Below are 19,235 nucleotides of genomic sequence, written 5' to 3' on the forward strand. Positions count from 1 at the left end.
AGGAAGCGATCCCACCCTTGAAAACAAATATAAAACTTGCTGCAATCATAACCTATGCTTCGGTATTCCTAGGCGTTATTATCTCCCTGGGCTCGACGCCGTTCATTGTGTCGACCCTGGGGAAATCCGAATATGGATTATTCGCGCTGGTGAACTCCATCATCGCCTATATCGTCCTGCTGGATCTGGGCTTCGGCAGCGCGGTCATCCGCTTCAATGCGAAATACATCTCTGAGAATGACTCCGCAGGCCAGCGCAATATCAACGGAATGTTCCTGCTGCTGTTCTCAGCCATCGGACTCCTCTCCTTACTTGCCAGTGTGATTCTGGTGTTTAATTTCGATTCGATCTTCAGCAGCCTTGATGAAGCTGAGCTGGGCATTCTGAAGACCATATTCATCATTGCCGCCATCAATGTGGCTGTGTCGTTCCCGCTGAATATCTTCAGCTCAATCATTACGGCCTATGAGCGGTTCGTCTATCTCAAAATCATCAATCTGATCCGCGTGGTCCTCTCTCCGGCCATGATGGTGCTGGTCCTGCTGTTCGACTTCAGATCGACAGGAATGGTTACCGTTGCGCTTGTGCTGAACCTGGCGATCGGTGTGATTAACGTGGTCTTTTGCCGCACCAAGCTGAATCTGAGGGTCCGGTTCCACGGCTTCGACACCAAGCTGTTCAAGGAAATCTTCAGCTATTCGTCGTATATTCTGCTGTCGTCCATCGCCTTCCAGATCTATACGAATGCTGATCCGCTGATCATCGGGATGTTCCTCGGGGCTACGCCCATCGCCATCTTCGCCATCGCCGCCCAGCTCAACACGTATATTCTCAACTTCTCCAATGTGCTGGCCAGCTTCTATCTGCCGAAGCTCACCAAGATGATCGTCAAGGGGGCAGATCAGGCGGCCCTAATGCTGGAGCTGGTCAAAATAGGCAGAATCCAGGCGCTGATCGTAGGCTACATCGTCTCGGGCTTCGTGTTATTCGGACAGAGCTTCATTCTGATCTGGCTCGGCCAGGATTACAAATATGCGTACACGGTTGCGCTGATCATCATCATTCCCCAGATCACGTCGATTGTGCAGTCGCTGTTCGCCACCATGCTGGAAGCGATGAATATGCACAGGGTGAAGGCCTTTATCTACTTCTCAGTTGCTATTCTGAAGGTGGCCTTAACCTTCTGGTTCATCCGGATCTGGGGGATTACAGGCTGCGCCATTGCTACGGCTATCGGGATGATCATCAATGTATGCTTGAATAATGTGTACTACAAATATAAATTGAAGTTCGATATTCTTCACTTCTGGCTGCAGATCATCCGCGTCTTCATTCCGGTGGTGCTGCTGTCCGGTGTGTGCGGGTTCCTGCTTAGCTTCGTGAGCATCACTTCTTACGTGTACCTGGGCATGTATGTCATCCTGTACTCCCTCATCTATGTGCTTACTATGTGGCTGTTCGGACTGAACGGGGCAGAGAAGCAGATGGTGGCCGGACCGGTGCGAAAAATGGCTCTGCGGAGTCAGGCCTAGGACTCTACGTGAGGCGGGCGGTGATTGGCATGCCGCGCTTAGGCGCTGCTCCATGCTGTGCCTAAGCGAAGAAGCCTCTGCGGGTAAGTTCCGCAGAGGCTTCTTCGCTTAACTTGGCAAGCTTGCTGATCAGAGCTGCTTCAGCCGCTCATCCAGCAACCGGAACATGCTTCTAAGGGCCGTCTGGTCCGCTTCGCCATAATGATCGCCGATATTGATCTCATAATAGCAGGAAGCCCCGCCGGTTGGCTTGAGCCGTGGTGTCAGGCCAATGCCGGTCTCGTTATAGATCCCAATCAATACAGGGGCAAGCTGCTCCAGAGGCAGCGCAAAGTGGATGTGGAACATATTCGAGACCGGAACCTCCGGCAGCGTGGATACCTTATGGCAGCTGTTGAATAAGGCTGCCAGCTCCTTGGCCTGCTCATAGTATTTTGACATCCTGCCGATTCTCTGCCGGTAATAATACCGGGCCGGGACAATATAGGGATAGAGACTGATCAGGTCGCCCCCATGGCGACGCTTCCAGATCTTCGAGGTCTCCGTGAACTCCCGGCTGCCGGCTAAGATAGCTCCGGCAATCCCGCCAATGCCCTTGTACAGGGAGACATACACGCTATCGAACAGCGCGCAGACCTCGGCCGCCGTCTTGCCGTAGTAAGGCAGCACTTCGAACAGCCTTGCACCGTCCAGATGGAGCCTGATTCCCTGCTCCCGGCAATACCCCGATATCGCTTCCAGTTCGGCATATTCCGGCAGCTGTCCGCCGATCTCCCGCTGCGGCAGCTCCAGCAGCAGACAGGCAACCCCCGGTCCCATCCCCTTCACATCCTCCAGGGTAATCAGACGGTCTGCACTGCCCAGCAGCAGCGGCTCCAGATGATGCAGCTCTTTTAACCCGTCTTGCTCATGAATCTCCAGATGGCACAGCGGGTGATAAGCGACTCTTTTGCTGCCCTCCCGGTCACTCCAGATCCGCAGGGCAATCTGCTGGGCCATCGTGCCGCTGGGGAAGAACACGCTGCATTCTTTGCCCAGCGCCTCCGCCATCTCTGCCTGGAACTCCTCAATCACCGTCCCTGTTCCGTACATGTCCGCAGCAAGGCTGTCCTCTACACTGGCCAGCGCCTTCTTGAGTACAGCTGCGTCCCGTCCGCCATGGCCTGCAAGCTGCACCTGCGTCCTGCCGAACGCCTCCATTAAAGCATTCTCCTCGTTCATTTTATTATCCTAGCCCCCTTCTTCGTAGCACCCGATCTGTATGAATCCTTGAAATTATATCATTCCTCTACAAAATAACCGAATTATTAGAATGTTCACATGATATTCCTCTCCAGCAAGGTGAAATAAGTTGACCGCTGTGCTACAATATTGGAATTGCAAAGGCAATTGCTTAGGGAGGTTTATAAATTCACCATGCTTATTATTGGTATCGCCGGCGGGACCGGCTCCGGCAAGACAACGGTAGCGCGCTCCGTGATTGACCGTCTTGGCTCTGACAAAGTAACATTCATATCCCAGGATAACTACTATAAAGACCATTCTTACCTCAGCATGGCTGAACGCGGTGCCATTAACTATGACCACCCGCTGGCCTTTGACACGGAACTGCTGATCGAGCATCTGGATTGTCTCAAAGCGGGACAAGCCGCCTTCGCTCCCGTGTATGACTTCACGGTTCATGCCCGTTCAACCGAGAAGACTGTGGAGCTCGCCCCGAATAATATCGTCATTCTGGAAGGACTGCATGTGCTGTCCGATGAGAAGCTGCGCGAGCAGCTCAACATCAAGGTGTTCGTGGACACCGATCCCGATGTGCGTATCCTGCGCCGGGTGCTGCGGGATATCGAGGAACGCGGGCGGACCATCCGTTCGATCCATACGCAATACCTGACCACGGTGAAGCCGATGCACGAGGCCTTCATCGAACCCTCCAAGAAATACGCGGACCTGATCATCCCGGAAGGCGGACAGAATCAAGTCGGAATCGAACTGCTGTCGGTACTGACTGAGAAGTATCTGTCCGGCGATCACCAATGGAACTGAATTAAGCCGCACCGGCTGATATGGTGCGAGGACCGTCCGGCAATGCCGGACGGATTTTTTCTGTTCCGGGAATTAAAATGTATGCGAAAAACAGAATACATATGGCGCCGCGATGGCTGCCGGACAAATTGTAGGCGAGAAACCGAACACATTTCTCGGCGCGATCGCTACCGGGCCCATTGTAGGCGAAATACCGATCACATTCGGCAGTATGAAGGCGCTCGGACCAAATGTAATCGAAAAACCGATCACATTCGGCAGTACAAAGGCGCTCAGACCAAATATAATCGAAAAACCGATTACTTTCGGTAGTGCAAAGGCGCATAGGCCGGATATAATCGAAATACCGATCACATTCGGCAGTATGAAGGCGCTCGGACCAAATGTAATCGAAAAACCGATCACATTCGGCAGTGCAAAGGCGCTCAGACCAAATATAATCGAAAAACCGATTACATTCGACGGCGCGATGGTTACCGGGCCGATTGTAATCGGAAAACCGATTATATCGGGCAGCTCGAAGGCAGCAGGGCCTGTTGTATGCGAAAAACCGGCAAACAACCGGTCGCCCACAGGGGAGCTAACCACGAAATTCCGCCACGTAAGTCAGGTTACATTACACTAAAATCTAGTTTATCCCGGTATCTTCATCGTTTTCAGCAAAATTATCGATTTGTTTGTTATATTTTCTGACTGATAGCGCTTTATCTCCAAAATAAAGGGTTGATAATTTGGTGATCATCCACTATGATTAGGTCAACGGACGGCATTAAAGTTAAAGCGATTTAACTTATAATTTGTCCACTATAATAAAATTGGCAAACTAAATTTTTATTTACCTCTAAAGTTAAAGCGCTTATACTTTTAACAATGAAAGGCTGGTGTGTCCGTGATTAAGAGTGAGAGCCGGCGGCAGACGTTCTACATGTATCTGTTCATTTCCCCGTGGCTGGTCGGCTTCCTGATCTTCGCCCTGTACCCGATCCTGTCATCGCTGTATTACAGCTTCACCGACTATGACATCATTCATCCGCCCAGATTCATCGGCCTCGCCAACTACACGGAGATGTTCCACAATGAACTGTTCTGGCGTTCCGTGAAGGTCACCCTAAGATATACCTTCATCAGCGTTCCGGTACAACTGCTGCTGGGCCTGGGGTTCGCCCTGCTGCTGCATCAGACCATCCCCTGGCGCGGCTTCTTCCGCACAGCGATGTATTTCCCGAGTATGGTCTCCGGTGTGGCCATGTCGCTCCTCTGGTACTGGATCTTCAATCCGCAGATCGGCCTCTTCAATTATATGCTCTCCTGGTTCGGCATTCACGGCCCGGCCTGGCTGATGAATCCCGATACAGCGCTGTATGCCCTAATTATCATGTCCCTTTGGACAGCGGGCTCTGGCATGATCCTCTTCCTCGCTGGTCTGCAAGGAGTCCCAGCCAGCCTGATCGAAGCTGCCAATCTGGATGGGGCAGGGCGCTTCCGCATTTTTCTGAATATTACGCTGCCGATGATCTCGCCTGTCCTGCTGTTCCAACTGATTATGGGGCTGATCGACTCCTTCCAGGTGTTCACGCAGGCCTTCGTCATGACGCAGGGCGGACCCAATTACTCTACCTGGTTCTACGTCTACAATCTGTATACCAGTGCCTTCAAGGAATACCGCGCCGGATACTCCTCCGCGCTTGCCTGGGTCCTGCTGATTGTCGTCATGCTGTTCACGGCGGTCATTATGAGGCTGTCGCGCCGTTATGTCCATTATGAAGGAGGCAGCAGCCGATGAGCACCGTTAAGGCCACCCGCCCGCTTGACCCGTCCCCCCGGCTCCGCCGGAGAATCAAGCCCGTTAAGATTGCCAGCTTCACCGCGCTCCTAGTCACAACGTTTCTCATGCTGCTGCCGCTGTTCTTCATGGTCTCCACCTCGCTGAAGTCCAAACGGGAGATGCTGAAGTTCCCGCCGACGTTTCTGCCGGAGAGCTGGGCCTTACGCAATTATGTCGATATTTTTGAGACTCTCCAGTTCGGCACATTGTACAAGAACAGCCTGATTATCGCCGGCTTCTCCGTATTCGGTACCCTGCTCTCTTCGGCGCTGGTTGCTTACGGGTTCGCCAGGTACCGGGGGCGCGGCAACAACTTCTGGTTCATCCTGCTGCTGAGCACGATGATGCTGCCTTATCCGGCCATTATGATTCCGCAGTTCGTATTGTTCTCCAAAATGCAGTGGATCGACACCTTCCTCCCGCTGATTGTGCCTGCCTTCTTCGGCTCGGCGTATAACATCTTCCTGCTGCGGCAATTCTTCTCCACGCTGCCTGAGGAGCTGTTCGATGCCGGACGCATTGACGGCTGCGGCGAGCTGAGGATGTGGCGGACCATCGCACTGCCGCTGTCTGCGCCAGCGCTGGCGACGGTTGCGATCTTTGCTTTTATCTACAGCTGGAATGATCTCTTGACCCCTGTGCTCTATCTAAGCTCGTCGGACAAATTCACGCTTCCCGTGGGGATGGCCTCCCTCACCTCATCGCGCTTCCGCATTCCGCCGTGGCATCTGCTGATGGTCGCCTCCGTCCTGGCTATGGTTCCAATCGTCACCCTGTTTGCCATCGCCCAGAAGCAGTTCGTCGAAGGCATCGTACTGACGGGCATCAAGTAAAGCAGCAAAGATAGCTCGGGTTACAACACTTGAAAAATTCAGGAGGGATTGGACAATGAAGAATAAGATGAAGAGCAAGAGGTATGCGCTGCTGCTCGCAACAGCCCTGACAGTATCAGCAGTCTTGGCGGGCTGCGGCGGCGGCAAGTCAGCAGGCAATGTGGCGGCTGGGGACAGCGGAGCCCGGAATACCGGCGGTTCGGGGGAGCAAGTGACGATATCCCACTATACCATTGACTCGGAGGACCGGACTTTTATCGAGAAGCTGATCCCGGATTTCGAGAAGGCGCATCCGAACATCAAGGTCAAGGTGGAGAAGGCCCCCTATGAGCAGTTCGACAGCAAGCTGCAGACACTGATTGCCGGCGGCAATTCCCCGGATGTGACGAGCCATTACGGATATGGCGGGTTTGCCGAGTATTATAACAAAGACATGCTGCTTGATCTGACGGACCTTATTCAGGAAGACGGCTTCAAAGCCGAGGATTATCATATCCCAGAGAATCTGATGAAAATATACACTGTAAACGGTCATACCTACGGCATACCGGTCAATATGTACGTCACCCTGATGCTCTACAACAAGGATATGTTCAATGCTGCGGGCGTCTCCTATCCGCCAAGTGATTATGAAGATAAGAGCTGGACGTTTGACCGCATGGTGGAGGATGCCAAGAAGATGACACTTGTCTCGGACGATATCGCCAAAACACAGTACGGTGTAGATTTCACTTGGGCGGAGCGGGATATGCGGCCGCTGTACTTCGGGGCCGAGCCTTACTCTGAAGATACCTGGACCAACGGCGGCGTTCCTTCCGAGACGCATTTCGATTCCCCCGAGGTGATTGCCGCTTACCAGAAGCTGTTCGATCTTGTGTTCAAGGAGAAGGTATCCCCGACTTCCGAATGGAGTAAAAGCGTAGCCGGACAGAACGGCGACCCGTTCGTCGCAGGCAAGATCGGCATGTCGATCGGCGGCTCCTGGAACCTCGCGGGGGCTAACGACTTCCCGTTCAAAATTGGCGTAGCCGCCGTGCCTTGGGGAGGCAACGACAAGGTGCGCAGCACGCTGTTCGTTGATCCGCTGCTGATTCTGAAGGACTCGAAGCATCCGAAGGAAGCTTTTGAATGGATCAAATACCTGATGACTACTGAAGTCCAGGAGAAGTCCATCGAGCTGAGCGGAGGAAATCCGCCAGTTAATACGGAAGCGGCTGAGGTGTATTACAAGCATTTTGACGGCATTGATCCGGAGGATGTGAAGAAGGTCTACGAGGGCGCGGTCAAATACGGCTATGAATCCTACAATCATCTGATCACCAACTACTCGCAGATCAACGACATGTTCATCAATGAGCTGCAGCCGGTCGAGACCGGACACAAGACCCTGAAAGAGGTTATGCCGGTGATTCAGAAGAAGGTTACGGAGATCATCAAGAGGTAGCGGCCCGGCGATGGTTATATGTTTAGCGAAACCCCGGTGCGGCCTGTATACTGGAGATAGAACAAGTGGAAACGGCTTTGCCGTCCTTTTAAAGGACGGTACCGTTTCAGCGAGAAATAGAAGGATAATGTATCGTGTGAAACATATAAATTCTATATTTTAAAAGCACCGGATAATCTGCCGCAAGGAGCGCTTGAAATGAAAGTAAGTATTTTTGATGTAGCCAAAAAATCAGGGCTGTCCGTGGTCACCGTATCGCGGGTATTAAACGGAGCAACGTCTGTGCGGGAGAACAACCGCCAGAAGGTGCTCGACGCGATCAAGGAGCTGGATTACCGCCCGAATGCAGCAGCCCGCAGTCTGGCCAGCGGCAAGACCGGCATCATCGGCCTGATTGTAACGACCCTGCAGGATTCCTTCTTCGATGCTGTGGTCAAGGAACTGAATGAGACGCTGGCCCTGCACGGATATTATCTGGCGATCTCCGTATATGATGGCATTGGCTCCGGCGAGAGCCACTACCTGATCCAGGAAGACCGGGTGGACGGACTTATCCTGCTCTCCCCGATCAAAGAGGACAATTATATTGTCGAGCTGAAGCGTCGGGGCATTCCCTATGTGCTGATCGACAACCAGCTGCCGGAGAATGACAGCTACTCGATCACCATCGACAACTTCAAAGGCGGGTATGCCGCAGCCAGCCACCTGCTGGAGCTGGGGTATACCTCCATCGCCCATCTCTGCGGGCAGGAGATGTTCCGCAGTACGCGGGAGCGGCGCGCGGGCTTCCTGCAAGCGCTGCAGAAGCAGGGCCTCGCCCCGTTCGAGATCGTACATGGTGAATTTGAGATCACCATGGGCTACGACACGGCGCAGGGCTGGCTCGCAGAGGGTAAGCTGCCGGGGGCGGTATTCGCCGGAGATGACAATATCGCCCTCGGGGTGATCAATGCCCTGATGGAGGCAGGCGTAAAGGTGCCGGAGGAGGTTGCTGTAGTCGGCTACGACGACCACTATATCGCCTCCCAGCTCCACCCGCATCTGACCACTATGCGCCAGCCGGCGGATAAGATCGGCGTCGCCGCCGCCGACATGCTGCTTCGCCGGATCAGCGGGGAGATGAAGCGCGGCTCCAATATTAAGATCGATCCGGAGCTGATTGTACGGGAATCGACCGTTGGGGACGCGAACATTCAGCGCTAGTTGTATTCTATACACTTAAAAACAGTGAAAAGGACGGCTGTTCCCTTCTAATTGTAGTCTGTACAACTAAATCTGCCCGAATGGGGAGAATCCGGGTACAGACGGCATTATAGTTGCACCAAATACAGCTAAACAGATATTCGGCGGTCCATCTGCCGATTTAGTTGTACAGAATGCATTTAAGCATGCCTCTGAAGCATCTTGCACCGGCATGCTCACCAAACGTTTAGGAGGTACAAACATTGGCTTACTACTTGGGGATCGATGGGGGAGGCAGCAAGACCTACGCCCTCATCAGCGATGAACAGGGCCGTATTCTAGGCAAAGGCCGGAGCGGCAACGGCAATCACCAGACCAGCGTGACGCAGGCGGAGAATAACATCCGCGAAGCGGCTTCCATGGCGCTGGCGGAAGCCGGCCTCCGGCTGGATCAGCTTCGACAAGCCTATCTGGGGCTTGCCGGTGCTGACCGCCAGACCGATTATAACATTCTGCATCCGATGATCCGCCGGATCGGCTTCACGAATTATACGATCAGCGGCGATACGATGATCGGCCTGCGGGCGGGGACGGACCGCCCCTACGGGGTGGCCCTGATCTGCGGCACCGGCACCAATGCGGCAGGCCGTAATCCGCAGGGCCGCCATTTCCAGTGCGGCGGGTTCGATTATATGTACGGCGATTTCGGCGGCGGCGGCGCGCTGAATATCGAGGTGTTCCGCACAGTGATCCGGGCCTGGGACGGTCGCGAAGCGCCCACGCTGCTGACGGAGCCGCTCCTGAAGCTGCTCGGCTATGAACGGGTCGAAGACATGTACGATGACTTTCTGGATCACGGGAAGCAGGTGCCGCTGGATGCGGCCCGCCTGCTTTTCCCGGCAGCGGCTGAGGGCGATGCCGCCGCTCTGGCGATCCTGAACCGCCAAGGCGTGGAACTGGGCAAGGCTGCGGCGGCCGTCATTCATCGGCTCGGTATGGAGAACGATGAATTTGATGTGGTCCTGGCCGGAAGCGTGCTGACCCGAGGCGACCGGGGCTGGATTCGCGGGCCGATTGAGCAGACTGTGCATGAAGCGGCACCAGGCGCGGCAGTGGTCACCCTCTCCACCGAGCCTGTGGTCGGCGCTCTCTGGTCGGCGCTGGAGAGCGACGGGATCACCGTCAGCCAGGGTATGTATGAGACGATGCGTGCTTACAGGGAGTTCGAGCTTATTCCCACTACCACCAGACAGGAGTGATTCATTGTGACAGCGAACCAAGGTCTTAAGATTGCCGTCATCGGCGGAGGGTCTTCCTATACCCCCGAACTGGTAGAAGGCTTCATCCTGCATCATAAGGAGCTTCCGGTCCGGGAGCTGTGGCTTGTAGACATTGAGGCTGGCCTGCATAAGCTGAACATCGTGGGCGCTCTGGCGAAGCGTATGGTGGAGAGGTCCGGCCTACCGATCGAGGTCCATCTCACCACCGACCGCCGCGAGGCCATTGCCGGTGCGGACTTCGTCAGCACGCAGATCCGTGTCGGTATGCTGGATGCCCGTGCCCGTGACGAGGCGATTCCGCTGAAATACGGTGTGATCGGCCAAGAGACGACCGGTCCCGGCGGCATGCTGAAGGCACTGCGCACCATACCGGTCATTCTCGGCATCTGCCGGGATATCGAGGAGCTGGCACCGGACGCCTGGCTGCTCAACTTCACCAATCCCGCAGGTATGGTCACCGAAGCGGTCCTGCGGTACTCCAAGGTGAAGAGCATCGGTCTCTGTAATGCCCCGATCGGACTGATCAAGCAGGTATCGGCCAAATATGACACTGCCCCGGACCGGATCTACGCCGAGTTCGTCGGCCTGAACCACCTGCACTGGATTACCCGTATTGATGTGGAGGGTGAAGACAAGCTGCAGGAGATGCTGGAGGATACCGCAGGCTACAGTGCAAAGAATGTTCCGGCACGCGAATGGAACCCCGAGTTCCTGCAATCGCTGCATGCCTTACCTTCGTATTATCTGAAGTACTTCTACATGACCGATGCGATGCTTGCGGAGCAGCAGGAAGCCGCCGCACAAGGCGGGAACCGTGCCGCAGTCGTCAAGCGTGTGGAGGAGGAGCTGTTCGCCATCTACAGCGACCTTGCGCTGAATGAGAAGCCGAAGCAGCTGGAGCAGCGCGGCGGAGCCTTTTATTCCGAAGCGGCTGTGAACCTGATGCGCTCGCTCTATAGCGGCACCAATGACATCCAGACACTGAATGTGGCGAACCGGGGCATCTTAGACTTCCTGCCGGACGATGCCAGCATCGAGGTCAACTGTATCGTCACAAAGACCGGCCCCCTCCCGCTGCCGCTGACGAAGATTCCGCCGATGGCCAAGGGACTGATTCATGCTGTGAAGACCTATGAGCAGCTAGCCATCGACGCCGCCGTCACCGGTGACCGCTGCCTGGCGATCCAGGCGCTGGCCCATCACCCGCTCGTCCCTTCCGTGGAAGTAGCGATCGCCATGCTGGATGAGATGCTGGAGGCGAACAGGGAGTATCTGCCGGCCTTTTTCGCTCAGGACTAATCCCTTAACATCAATAAAGAGCCTGCTAACCACAGTTCACTCTGCGGCCGTACAGGCTCTTCTCTTATTTCTTTATGGTATAACGGTAGGTTTCGCCCTCAATCTCGAAATCCGCATATAGCGTCTTGCCACTCGACTTCACTTCATCAGGAACCTCGGCCATGAACACCAGAGTACCATACTTCAGCGGTCCAATCGTCGAGATATTGGTATAGGTGAAATCTTCACCGCCGTTCTTCTCCATGGTCGCGAAGGTGCTATATTCATATTTGTTATCGTATGTAACCTCCACCTCCGCTACTCCACCCGCATTGATGGCTTGACCTGCGAGATTTTTCACCTTCAAAGTGATCGCCAGATAGGTTGTGCCCGGTTCCTTGGCTTCATAGTAGGTGTAGTATGACCCCGGATTCGATGGATTAACCTTCTTTCCAAATGAGGTCTTGGTAATGGTATACTCACCCGTTCCATCAATCGTGAGCGGCGTGCCTTTTGCGATCCGCTTGTGGTCCTCCCCGGAATCAGCCGCTGCGGCGCTGCTCCCGTTATTGAGAAGCTCAGCCGTACCGCCTTCCTCTTCCGCTGTCACAGGCGTTACTAGGGTCTCCTTAAGCCTGTTATTCTCTTCTTTCAGGAACTTGTTCTCCTTCTTCAGCTCACTAATCTCTGCCTTCAGCTTCTCCGTGCGATCTCTGCCAGCGCCTGCACTGCCCGAAGAACAGCCGGTTACGGTTACCGCCAGCATAGCAGCAACGAGCCAGAGACCGCCTGACTTCATTGTCATAGGACACCCCAATATTTGTATTTCAATCTTCATTATTATAAGACAGACTCTGTGTCAAAAGATAGAAAGTTATGTAACATCCCCACAGCTATTGTCGAATGAAATAGCGGATGGCCGATGCGAGCCGTAATCGTCACCCCCGGTGTTGCTTGCGGTACTGCAAGGGTGAACGTCCTGTAATGGCCTTGAACACCCGCCCGAAATGCGCAATGCTCTCAAATCCCGTCTCCGCCGCCACCCGGGTGACCGGCCACTTCGTCTGCGTGAGCAGTACCTTCGCCTCACGGATGCGGACATAGTTCAGGTACTCAATGATGGTGAAGCCTGTCGTCTGCTTGAAAATCCGGCACAGATACGTAGCGCTGATGAAGAACCGCTCGGCAATCCCCCCAAGGCTCAGCCGCTCGCTGTAATGGTTGTCCAGGTATTCGATGATGCTGTATACCCGGCGCTGCCCCTCGCTCTGCTCCGGTGAGACCAGGGCGGGCTTCGCCCTCCTTATCCGCTCCAGCGTAATCAGCAGTTGCAGCAGCAGCATCCTTGTATATTCAGTGCTCCAGCGCAGCCCCTCCTTCTGTTCCTCCTGCATCGCCTGGAGCAGGTCTGTGATGAGTCCCTGTTCATGCGCCGTAGGCCGCAGCAGGAAGCTCTCCCCTTCGAACACATTCATCCAGTCTGCCCCGGGTGCCACCGGCTCCAGATAGGCATCGTCAAAGCTGATCAGCACCCGCTCATGCGGAAGATGACTTCCGCCGGTTGTGCGGTGCAGGTGATTTTTGTTAATAAACACAAGGTCTCCGGCTTCCAGCGCGTACCTTCCGTTACGGATATAATAGTGCCGCTCCCCGGATAGCAGATAATATATTTCGTAGAAATCATGGAAATGGTCGGTGTCCATATTAAAATGCCCGATGCGCCTCAGCTGCTCAATCTGAAAAATAGGTTCCACCCTGCACCAAGCCCCCTGAAAGGATAAGATAAGCACACTTTTGAGCAAAAATGACTAAATACCGTTCACTTTCTGCATTTCCTATACTATAAAATAGAATCAAATCCAAGTAAATGGAGTGATCCCCTTGTCCAAAAAGAAATATGCACTTGTCGGCACTGGCGGCCGGGCTGAATTTTTCTATGGCGCTCTTGTTACCGCTTACAACGAAACCTCCGAGCTGGTGGCCTTTTGCGATGTCAATCAGACGCGGATGAATTTCGCCAATCATATGCTTACGGGCAAATACGATTACCATGAGGTTCCTACGTACAAGGCCGAGGACTTCGACCGTATGATCACCGAGACCCGGCCCGACTTCGTGCTGGTGACTACGATTGACCGGACGCATCACAAGTATATCATCCGCGCGATGGAGCTGGGCTGTGATGTCATTTCCGAGAAGCCGATGACGATTGACGAGGAGAAATGCCGGGAGATCTTCGATGCGATTGAGCGCACCGGCAAGAATCTGCGGGTAACCTTCAACTACCGCTATGCGCCGCATAACACGAAGATCCGTGAGGTCATTATGGATGGCGTCCTGGGTGAGATTCTATCCGTGAACTTCGAATGGCTGCTGAATACCCAGCATGGAGCGGACTATTTCCGCAGATGGCACCGCGACAAGCGGAACAGCGGCGGCCTGCTGGTGCATAAATCGACGCATCACTTCGACCTGATGAACTTCTGGCTGGGGTCGCAGCCGGACACGGTTTTCGCCATGGGCGATCTGCGCTTTTACGGAAGAGAGAATGCCGAGAAACGGGGCATCACCGAGTTCTATCAGCGTGCCTACGGCAGCAAGGCTGCCGAGAACGACCCGTTCGCGCTACACCTGGACCGTAACGAACACCTGAAGAGCATGTACCTGGACGCCGAACATGAGGACGGGTACCAGCGCGACCAGAGCGTATTCGGGGACAATATCAGCATCGAGGACACCATGAATGTCATGGTCAAATACAAGAACAAGACCGTCATGAACTATTCGCTTAACGCATATATGCCGTGGGAGGGCTTCATCATCGTGTTCAACGGGACTCAGGGCCGGATGGAGGTGCGGATTACCGAGCAGTCCTACGTCAATTCCGGCGGCAAAAAAGAAAACGAAGGCGCACTGGAAGGCGTCAGCATCATGATCTATCCGCATTTCAAGGAGCCTTACTGCGTAGAGTTCGAGAGCAGCAGCGGCGGACACGGCGGCGGCGATCCAGTGCTGCTGAGCGATATTTTTGATAAAAAGCAGGAAGACCGCTTCAACCGCGCAGCTTCGCACAAGGACGGCGCGATGTCCATTATGACCGGCATTGCCGCCAACCGCTCCATGAAGACCGGCCAGCCGGTGAAAATAGACGACATCTGGAAGGCGTGATCTGGCGCGTGGCGTCGCAGCAGCGATGAACCCCGCACGATAATGCAGAAGCCCCCCTTTGATCACGAGTACGTGGTGAAAGGGGGGCTGTATTCGGTTTTCCGCACTCATCCGGCCCGCTCGCTTTGACGAGAGCGCATTGTGTTCGGTTTTTCGCATACATTTGGCCCACTCACATCATCACACGGCATTCTGTTCGGTTTTTCGCATACATACGGCTCGCACACCCTAGCACACGTCCATTGTGTTCGGTTTTCCGAATACATCTGGCCCGTTCACCTCAGCATGTGCGCATTGTGTTCGGTTTTTAGCATATATTCTATTCGCAGCAAAAAAAAGACCCTTCATTTAAGAAGGGCCTTCGCTTGCATCACGGTTAAAACCATTATGCGGTCAAGAGGACTCGAACCTCCACGATATTGCTACCACTGGCACCTGAAGCCAGCGCGTCTGCCAATTCCGCCATGACCGCAAAGAAAACATTCAATGCAACGCAAGAAGTAATATATCATGAATTCTTCAAAAGAACAAGTCTTTTTTATTAATCATGGTTAAAGCGGGACACAGCCACTTTGAGAAGGGGTTTAGCTGGTGCGTCATAGCTAGCCTCAACTTACAGTTGATTACGTTATACCGCGTGCCCTACTCCAGTATATGGGTTATTTCGAGAACGGAGATTATAATAGACTTACGACGTCGGAATCCATTATAGGAGTTGTACTGAGTATGATCGTAAGTGACAAAGTTGGCAAACGAATTGCTACCCTCCGCAAAATAAAAGGCTTGTCCCAGGAACAATTAGCGGAACTGCTCCATGTCAGTGCACAGGCGGTATCCAAATGGGAGACTGGCAAGTCTCTGCCGGAGACAGCCACCCTTCCCCTGCTATCCGCCACATTGAACCACTCGATTGACAGCATTTTGCTGCCCCAGGAGCTTGTGGTGCTCTCTGCAATCTATACAGATGGACAGCAGGAACTGGATGTTACCCAGCTTGTGAACCAGTTCGTAGCCTCAGACCGCTTAAGCTTACTCCCCGGGGAGCACCTTTTTCCCCACTCATGGAATGACGGCCGCCTGAAGCTGCTGCTGGTTACCTATGAGACCCCTGATGGCATATATTCGACCTTTGTGCTGAAGGACCAGCCGCTTACGATAGATATCCATTCGATCGGGTATGTCTCAAGCAGTGATGAGCTGCAGATTATTGCTGCGCATTATGGGAATGAACAGGCACACCGTAGCGTTGCAGCCAAAATGAAGCATTATGAGCATTTCCGCTGGACTCAGTTCACCGCCACACATGAGCTGTTTCCCAGTCTGATCGACTGCGGGGGTCAGGACTACCTCCTGCTGGTCTATCTGAATGCAGAAGGTATTCATGCCGTAAGCTGCGCGGAAGGCGAACAGATTCATTACAGCCAGGACCGCAGCCATCTCTATCAGACCCGCTCCTCCCGGGATCAGTGCATTATTGAAAATATTCCGCGGCTGGGCTTCGGACAGGGTCAGGATTGTTCATGGGCAGGAGCCATGACGCTCGCTCTTACCGCCAGAGGCGTAGAGACCACCTATGAGCAGGTGATGGGCTATTCGGGAGCCTGCTGGAGAGTGGCTTTTGAACCGGTATGGGACTACAGCTCTGCGGATGCCCTTGTCGTCTATGACTACTCCATCCCCGCCTGCAAAGCTTATGGACTAAGTGCCCACCGGGCCAACCGGTTGGAGCCGCAGCAGCGCACAGCCGAGAAGCTGGCGATTCTGGAGGATATCCGCCAAGGCAGACTGCCCCTTGCCATTAACCTCAGGGTAGCGCCGGAGTGGGGAGTCATTACAGGATATCTGGCCGAGGGGGATGTGCTGCTGTGCCGCAGTTATTTTGACGATGAGACCTTCAGTGAGCTTGAAGCTGATCCTGAGTTCCAGGCTCATATGAGGATAAGCCAAGGGTATCTCCATGTGGATCAATGGCCTTACCGGATTATCAGGCTGGGAGATCAGATGGAGGCCCCATCTGCTTTGGAGAATCTGTATGCCTCGCTCCGCGTTAAGCTGGAGTCTATGCAGGCTGAGACCCTGTCCAACAGCAGCTCTTATGCTATAGGATACAAGGCGCTGGAGCTATGGAGAGAGGGACTGCAGGATCACCCTTGGTATGCCGCAGCGGACGAAGAAGCCTTCAGCCGCAGGTTATCCGTCAATCACTTCTGCATGATGGCCCTGGCAGATGCCCGCCGCTGCGCCGCCTACTTACGCGACTCTCTGCCGCTGGTGCATGACCCGCAACAACAGGCTGCCTTGGCGGCGATGACGGAAATCTATGGGGAATTGGCTGCCCTTCTGGATAAATACTATAAGGAGATGTCCGACCCGGCCATACTTCGAACAGCCGGCGCTGCCCTCAGAGCCAGTTGGACGGGCCGGCAGCGTGAGCAGCAGGCAGAGCTGCTGGCGAAGGTTGCTTCGCTGGAGCATCAGGGAGATACTCTGGCTGAAGTGGTGCTGGGCCTAACTTAATAGTGTATTGATGTATAACGGCTCTAGTGCCGGGTTTGGCCTGACGTAGAATTTTTGTGCAACAGACAGCAGCTTAAGCAGAAGCGCCGGATGCTTTTGCTTAAGCCAGCCTGCTGTCTGAAGTTAGTCTAATTTACGGACCGGCCGCAGCACCGCATACCCGTAGCCCTCCGGAAAATGCCGCTGATAATCCTGTTTTTCCTCTTCGTCCCACACATAGCCCATAACCGCAGGATCATAGTTCCAAGCAACTTCCTCAACAATACGCATCACCTGCCCATTATCCTGCAAGTAATCAAATGGCGGATGAAAAAAGACCAGGTACTCCGATTCCGGGATATCCCGGCATTCCATGCCCTCCGGAACCGCCCCGTCGTAATCAGCCGCGACAAGGATACCATACAGATAGCCTTTGCGCCCCTCCTGATAGAACCAGCCTGCCGTCTGGCCGAGCTGCCCGGGCAGCGTATGATGCGACATGCTCTCCAGGGTTCCGGAGACCTCATCGCAGTCATGCCCATTCTTCCAGAATCCTCCGTAATTGTTAGAGCCGATATCGCGGATGCCGATAAACTTATGCGCCGGTATGAACTCAAGCCTAATCTCTGCTTCCTGCAAATGTACCTGTCTCATTCTATCCCGCTCCCTGATCAGATAATGATAAGGAGAGAACACCTCGGCACGAATAGCCAGCGGAATCGGCTTTGGAGCCTGGCGGTAGGCATGTGGAGTGAGCTTGAAGGCTCTGAGAAAGGCCCGCGTGAATGCCTCCTGGGAGGAAAAGCCGAACTTTACGGCAATATCCAGAATGCGCGCATCCGTGTCCCTAAGCTCCAGTGCCGCCCGGCCAATCCGGCGCTGCCAGACATAATCCCGCAGCGTTATTCCAGTCAGCGCATGAAATTGCCGGGTGCAGTAATACGGCGAATAGCCTAAATGTCTCGACATCTCCAGCAGCGTAGGCGAAACCGCCAGATCCTCCTCCACCCAGTCAATCATGCGCTGGACCATCTCATTCCATTCGTACATTGATGTCCTCCTCCTTTCACTGCTGATTTTAGCAGAGGCCTAGTGTGTAGATATGACTTGAGTTGTGGTGCCTTTAATCCTATTTGTATCTTCACAATTTGTATATTTTCAGAACATCCCGCCCCCAACAAGGATATGCTTCATGACCCGGTCCCTGTTGAATCCGTTCTTGTCGTAGAAGCGGATGGCGGCTGTATTCTCCTCGCTGACAACCAAGCTGATACTCGAATAACCCAGCCCTTTGTACTTCTCTGCCAGAAAGGCAATCAGTTGCCTGCCTATGCCCCGGCTTCTCTCTTCAGGCCCGATGCATAGGTATTCCAGATGAAGGGTACCCGTCCGTGCATTTCTTCTTACTATTATGTATCCGGTGAACCGGCCCTCGTTAAGAACAGCGTGAACGTCATATTCACTGTTGCTGCTGTCTTCTATCTCTGCAGTAATCTCCTTAGGGGTGAGAATTGCGCCTTGAAATTGCTGATGATGCAGATCGAGAATCTGCCCGGTCCACCTGGAGGCAGGCTCTGTGACGGGCAGAACAGACAAGCCAGGGTGCATGTGACGGCTGCTGTCAGGCGCTGATGCTGTAGCGATCGAGTAGTGGTAATGCGTGTTCACCTTCTCGGCTTGATAGCGGGCAGCGTATTCCATGAGCGGAGTATTATCACCACTAATAAAAAGATGGATATACCTTATAGCTCCCGCTTTAGCGGTCTCACTCACATAGTTAAATAAGAGCCGGAGCTCTTCTTCAGGGTGAGCTGAATGATAAGGGCCCCATACCTCAATATCCTTTTGCCCGCCCCCAACGTCATAGATGTCCAGGATAATCGCGCCAGTAATACATTCTCCTTCATACAGCACCAGACTTGCTTCCTCCATACCGTCACTAAGGTCATGCATAACATCCTCCAGCGTACTGCCTACATACCCGCACTGCTGGTCTCCTGTATTACGGGCGCAGATGAACGCCGCTAACTTCCCGATATCGGTCAAACGGATCTCCCCCTAATCATAGAATGACTATTGTAAGATAATTCCACCTATCTACTAATAGTACGCTATCCCGCCCCCAAAAACAGCCCCGGGTTGTTCAAAAAT

Annotated in this window: 16 protein-coding genes and 1 tRNA gene; 10 read left to right on the top strand and 7 right to left on the bottom strand. The window is 53.8% G+C overall.

Going from position 1 to position 19,235, the window contains the following annotated elements:
• Nucleotides 1–17 precede the first annotated feature (17 nt).
• Complete coding sequence (locus J2Z70_RS31125; RefSeq protein ID WP_209879328.1) at nucleotides 18–1,532, top strand: oligosaccharide flippase family protein; 1,515 nt, start codon at nucleotides 18–20, stop codon at nucleotides 1,530–1,532.
• A gap of 129 nt (nucleotides 1,533–1,661) precedes the next feature.
• Here the strand turns inward: J2Z70_RS31125 and J2Z70_RS31130 are convergent, their stop codons facing one another.
• The gene (locus tag J2Z70_RS31130; RefSeq protein ID WP_209879330.1) at nucleotides 1,662–2,753 is read right to left on the bottom strand and encodes a threonine aldolase family protein; all 1,092 of its coding nucleotides are present in this window, start codon (nucleotides 2,751–2,753) and stop codon (nucleotides 1,662–1,664) included.
• Between the two features lie 195 nt (nucleotides 2,754–2,948).
• Between J2Z70_RS31130 and udk the strand changes: the two genes are divergently transcribed.
• On the top strand, nucleotides 2,949–3,578 hold the full coding sequence (gene udk, locus J2Z70_RS31135) for a uridine kinase (RefSeq protein WP_036726376.1): 630 nt from the start codon (nucleotides 2,949–2,951) through the stop codon (nucleotides 3,576–3,578).
• Between the two features lie 72 nt (nucleotides 3,579–3,650).
• Here udk and J2Z70_RS31140 read toward each other — a convergent pair whose 3' ends face one another.
• Entirely contained in the window at nucleotides 3,651–4,151 is a 501-nt protein-coding gene (locus tag J2Z70_RS31140; RefSeq protein ID WP_209879332.1) for a hypothetical protein, read from the bottom strand.
• A gap of 316 nt (nucleotides 4,152–4,467) precedes the next feature.
• Between J2Z70_RS31140 and J2Z70_RS31145 the strand changes: the two genes are divergently transcribed.
• From J2Z70_RS31145 to J2Z70_RS31170, 6 genes are all read left to right on the top strand, one after another.
• Complete coding sequence (locus tag J2Z70_RS31145) at nucleotides 4,468–5,361, top strand: carbohydrate ABC transporter permease (protein WP_340827743.1); 894 nt, start codon at nucleotides 4,468–4,470, stop codon at nucleotides 5,359–5,361.
• The gene (locus J2Z70_RS31150; protein ID WP_036726374.1) at nucleotides 5,358–6,236 is read left to right on the top strand and encodes a carbohydrate ABC transporter permease; all 879 of its coding nucleotides are present in this window, start codon (nucleotides 5,358–5,360) and stop codon (nucleotides 6,234–6,236) included. The genes J2Z70_RS31145 and J2Z70_RS31150 overlap by 4 nt, the downstream gene beginning before the upstream one ends.
• Nucleotides 6,237–6,291: 55 nt before the next feature.
• Complete coding sequence (locus J2Z70_RS31155; RefSeq protein ID WP_209879335.1) at nucleotides 6,292–7,680, top strand: ABC transporter substrate-binding protein; 1,389 nt, start codon at nucleotides 6,292–6,294, stop codon at nucleotides 7,678–7,680.
• Between the two features lie 198 nt (nucleotides 7,681–7,878).
• Nucleotides 7,879–8,883, top strand: coding sequence for a LacI family DNA-binding transcriptional regulator (locus J2Z70_RS31160; RefSeq protein ID WP_209879338.1), 1,005 nt, complete (start codon nucleotides 7,879–7,881; stop codon nucleotides 8,881–8,883).
• Between the two features lie 242 nt (nucleotides 8,884–9,125).
• Nucleotides 9,126–10,121: an N-acetylglucosamine kinase gene (locus J2Z70_RS31165; RefSeq protein WP_209879341.1), complete on the top strand. Its 996-nt coding sequence runs from the start codon at nucleotides 9,126–9,128 to the stop codon at nucleotides 10,119–10,121.
• Between the two features lie 6 nt (nucleotides 10,122–10,127).
• Complete coding sequence (locus J2Z70_RS31170) at nucleotides 10,128–11,441, top strand: 6-phospho-beta-glucosidase (RefSeq protein ID WP_209879344.1); 1,314 nt, start codon at nucleotides 10,128–10,130, stop codon at nucleotides 11,439–11,441.
• Nucleotides 11,442–11,505: 64 nt separating this feature from the next.
• Here J2Z70_RS31170 and J2Z70_RS31175 read toward each other — a convergent pair whose 3' ends face one another.
• Both J2Z70_RS31175 and J2Z70_RS31180 read right to left on the bottom strand, forming a co-directional pair.
• Nucleotides 11,506–12,225, bottom strand: coding sequence for a coiled-coil domain-containing protein (locus J2Z70_RS31175; protein ID WP_245368660.1), 720 nt, complete (start codon nucleotides 12,223–12,225; stop codon nucleotides 11,506–11,508).
• 133 nt (nucleotides 12,226–12,358) lie between these two features.
• The gene (locus J2Z70_RS31180; protein WP_342593072.1) at nucleotides 12,359–13,174 is read right to left on the bottom strand and encodes a helix-turn-helix domain-containing protein; all 816 of its coding nucleotides are present in this window, start codon (nucleotides 13,172–13,174) and stop codon (nucleotides 12,359–12,361) included.
• A 127-nt stretch (nucleotides 13,175–13,301) separates the two neighbouring features.
• Here J2Z70_RS31180 and J2Z70_RS31185 point away from each other — a divergent pair, with 127 nt between their 5' ends.
• On the top strand, nucleotides 13,302–14,588 hold the full coding sequence (locus J2Z70_RS31185; protein WP_209879347.1) for a Gfo/Idh/MocA family protein: 1,287 nt from the start codon (nucleotides 13,302–13,304) through the stop codon (nucleotides 14,586–14,588).
• Between the two features lie 388 nt (nucleotides 14,589–14,976).
• On the opposite strand, the gene J2Z70_RS31190 is transcribed toward J2Z70_RS31185, so the two are convergent.
• Nucleotides 14,977–15,060, bottom strand: a tRNA-Leu gene (locus tag J2Z70_RS31190).
• Nucleotides 15,061–15,314: 254 nt separating this feature from the next.
• Between J2Z70_RS31190 and J2Z70_RS31195 the strand changes: the two genes are divergently transcribed.
• Nucleotides 15,315–17,105 carry a helix-turn-helix domain-containing protein gene (locus tag J2Z70_RS31195; RefSeq protein ID WP_209879349.1) on the top strand — a complete coding sequence of 597 codons (1,791 nt, stop codon included), beginning with the start codon at nucleotides 15,315–15,317 and terminating at the stop codon, nucleotides 17,103–17,105.
• 123 nt (nucleotides 17,106–17,228) lie between these two features.
• Here the strand turns inward: J2Z70_RS31195 and J2Z70_RS31200 are convergent, their stop codons facing one another.
• Together J2Z70_RS31200 and J2Z70_RS31205 are read right to left on the bottom strand one after the other, a co-directional pair.
• Entirely contained in the window at nucleotides 17,229–18,134 is a 906-nt protein-coding gene (locus tag J2Z70_RS31200) for an AraC family transcriptional regulator (RefSeq protein WP_209879352.1), read from the bottom strand.
• 108 nt (nucleotides 18,135–18,242) lie between these two features.
• The gene (locus J2Z70_RS31205; RefSeq protein WP_209879355.1) at nucleotides 18,243–19,130 is read right to left on the bottom strand and encodes a GNAT family N-acetyltransferase; all 888 of its coding nucleotides are present in this window, start codon (nucleotides 19,128–19,130) and stop codon (nucleotides 18,243–18,245) included.
• Nucleotides 19,131–19,235 lie beyond the last annotated feature (105 nt).

The organism is Paenibacillus silagei (assembly GCF_017874735.1).
GTDB lineage: Bacteria > Bacillota > Bacilli > Paenibacillales > Paenibacillaceae > Paenibacillus_AQ > Paenibacillus_AQ silagei.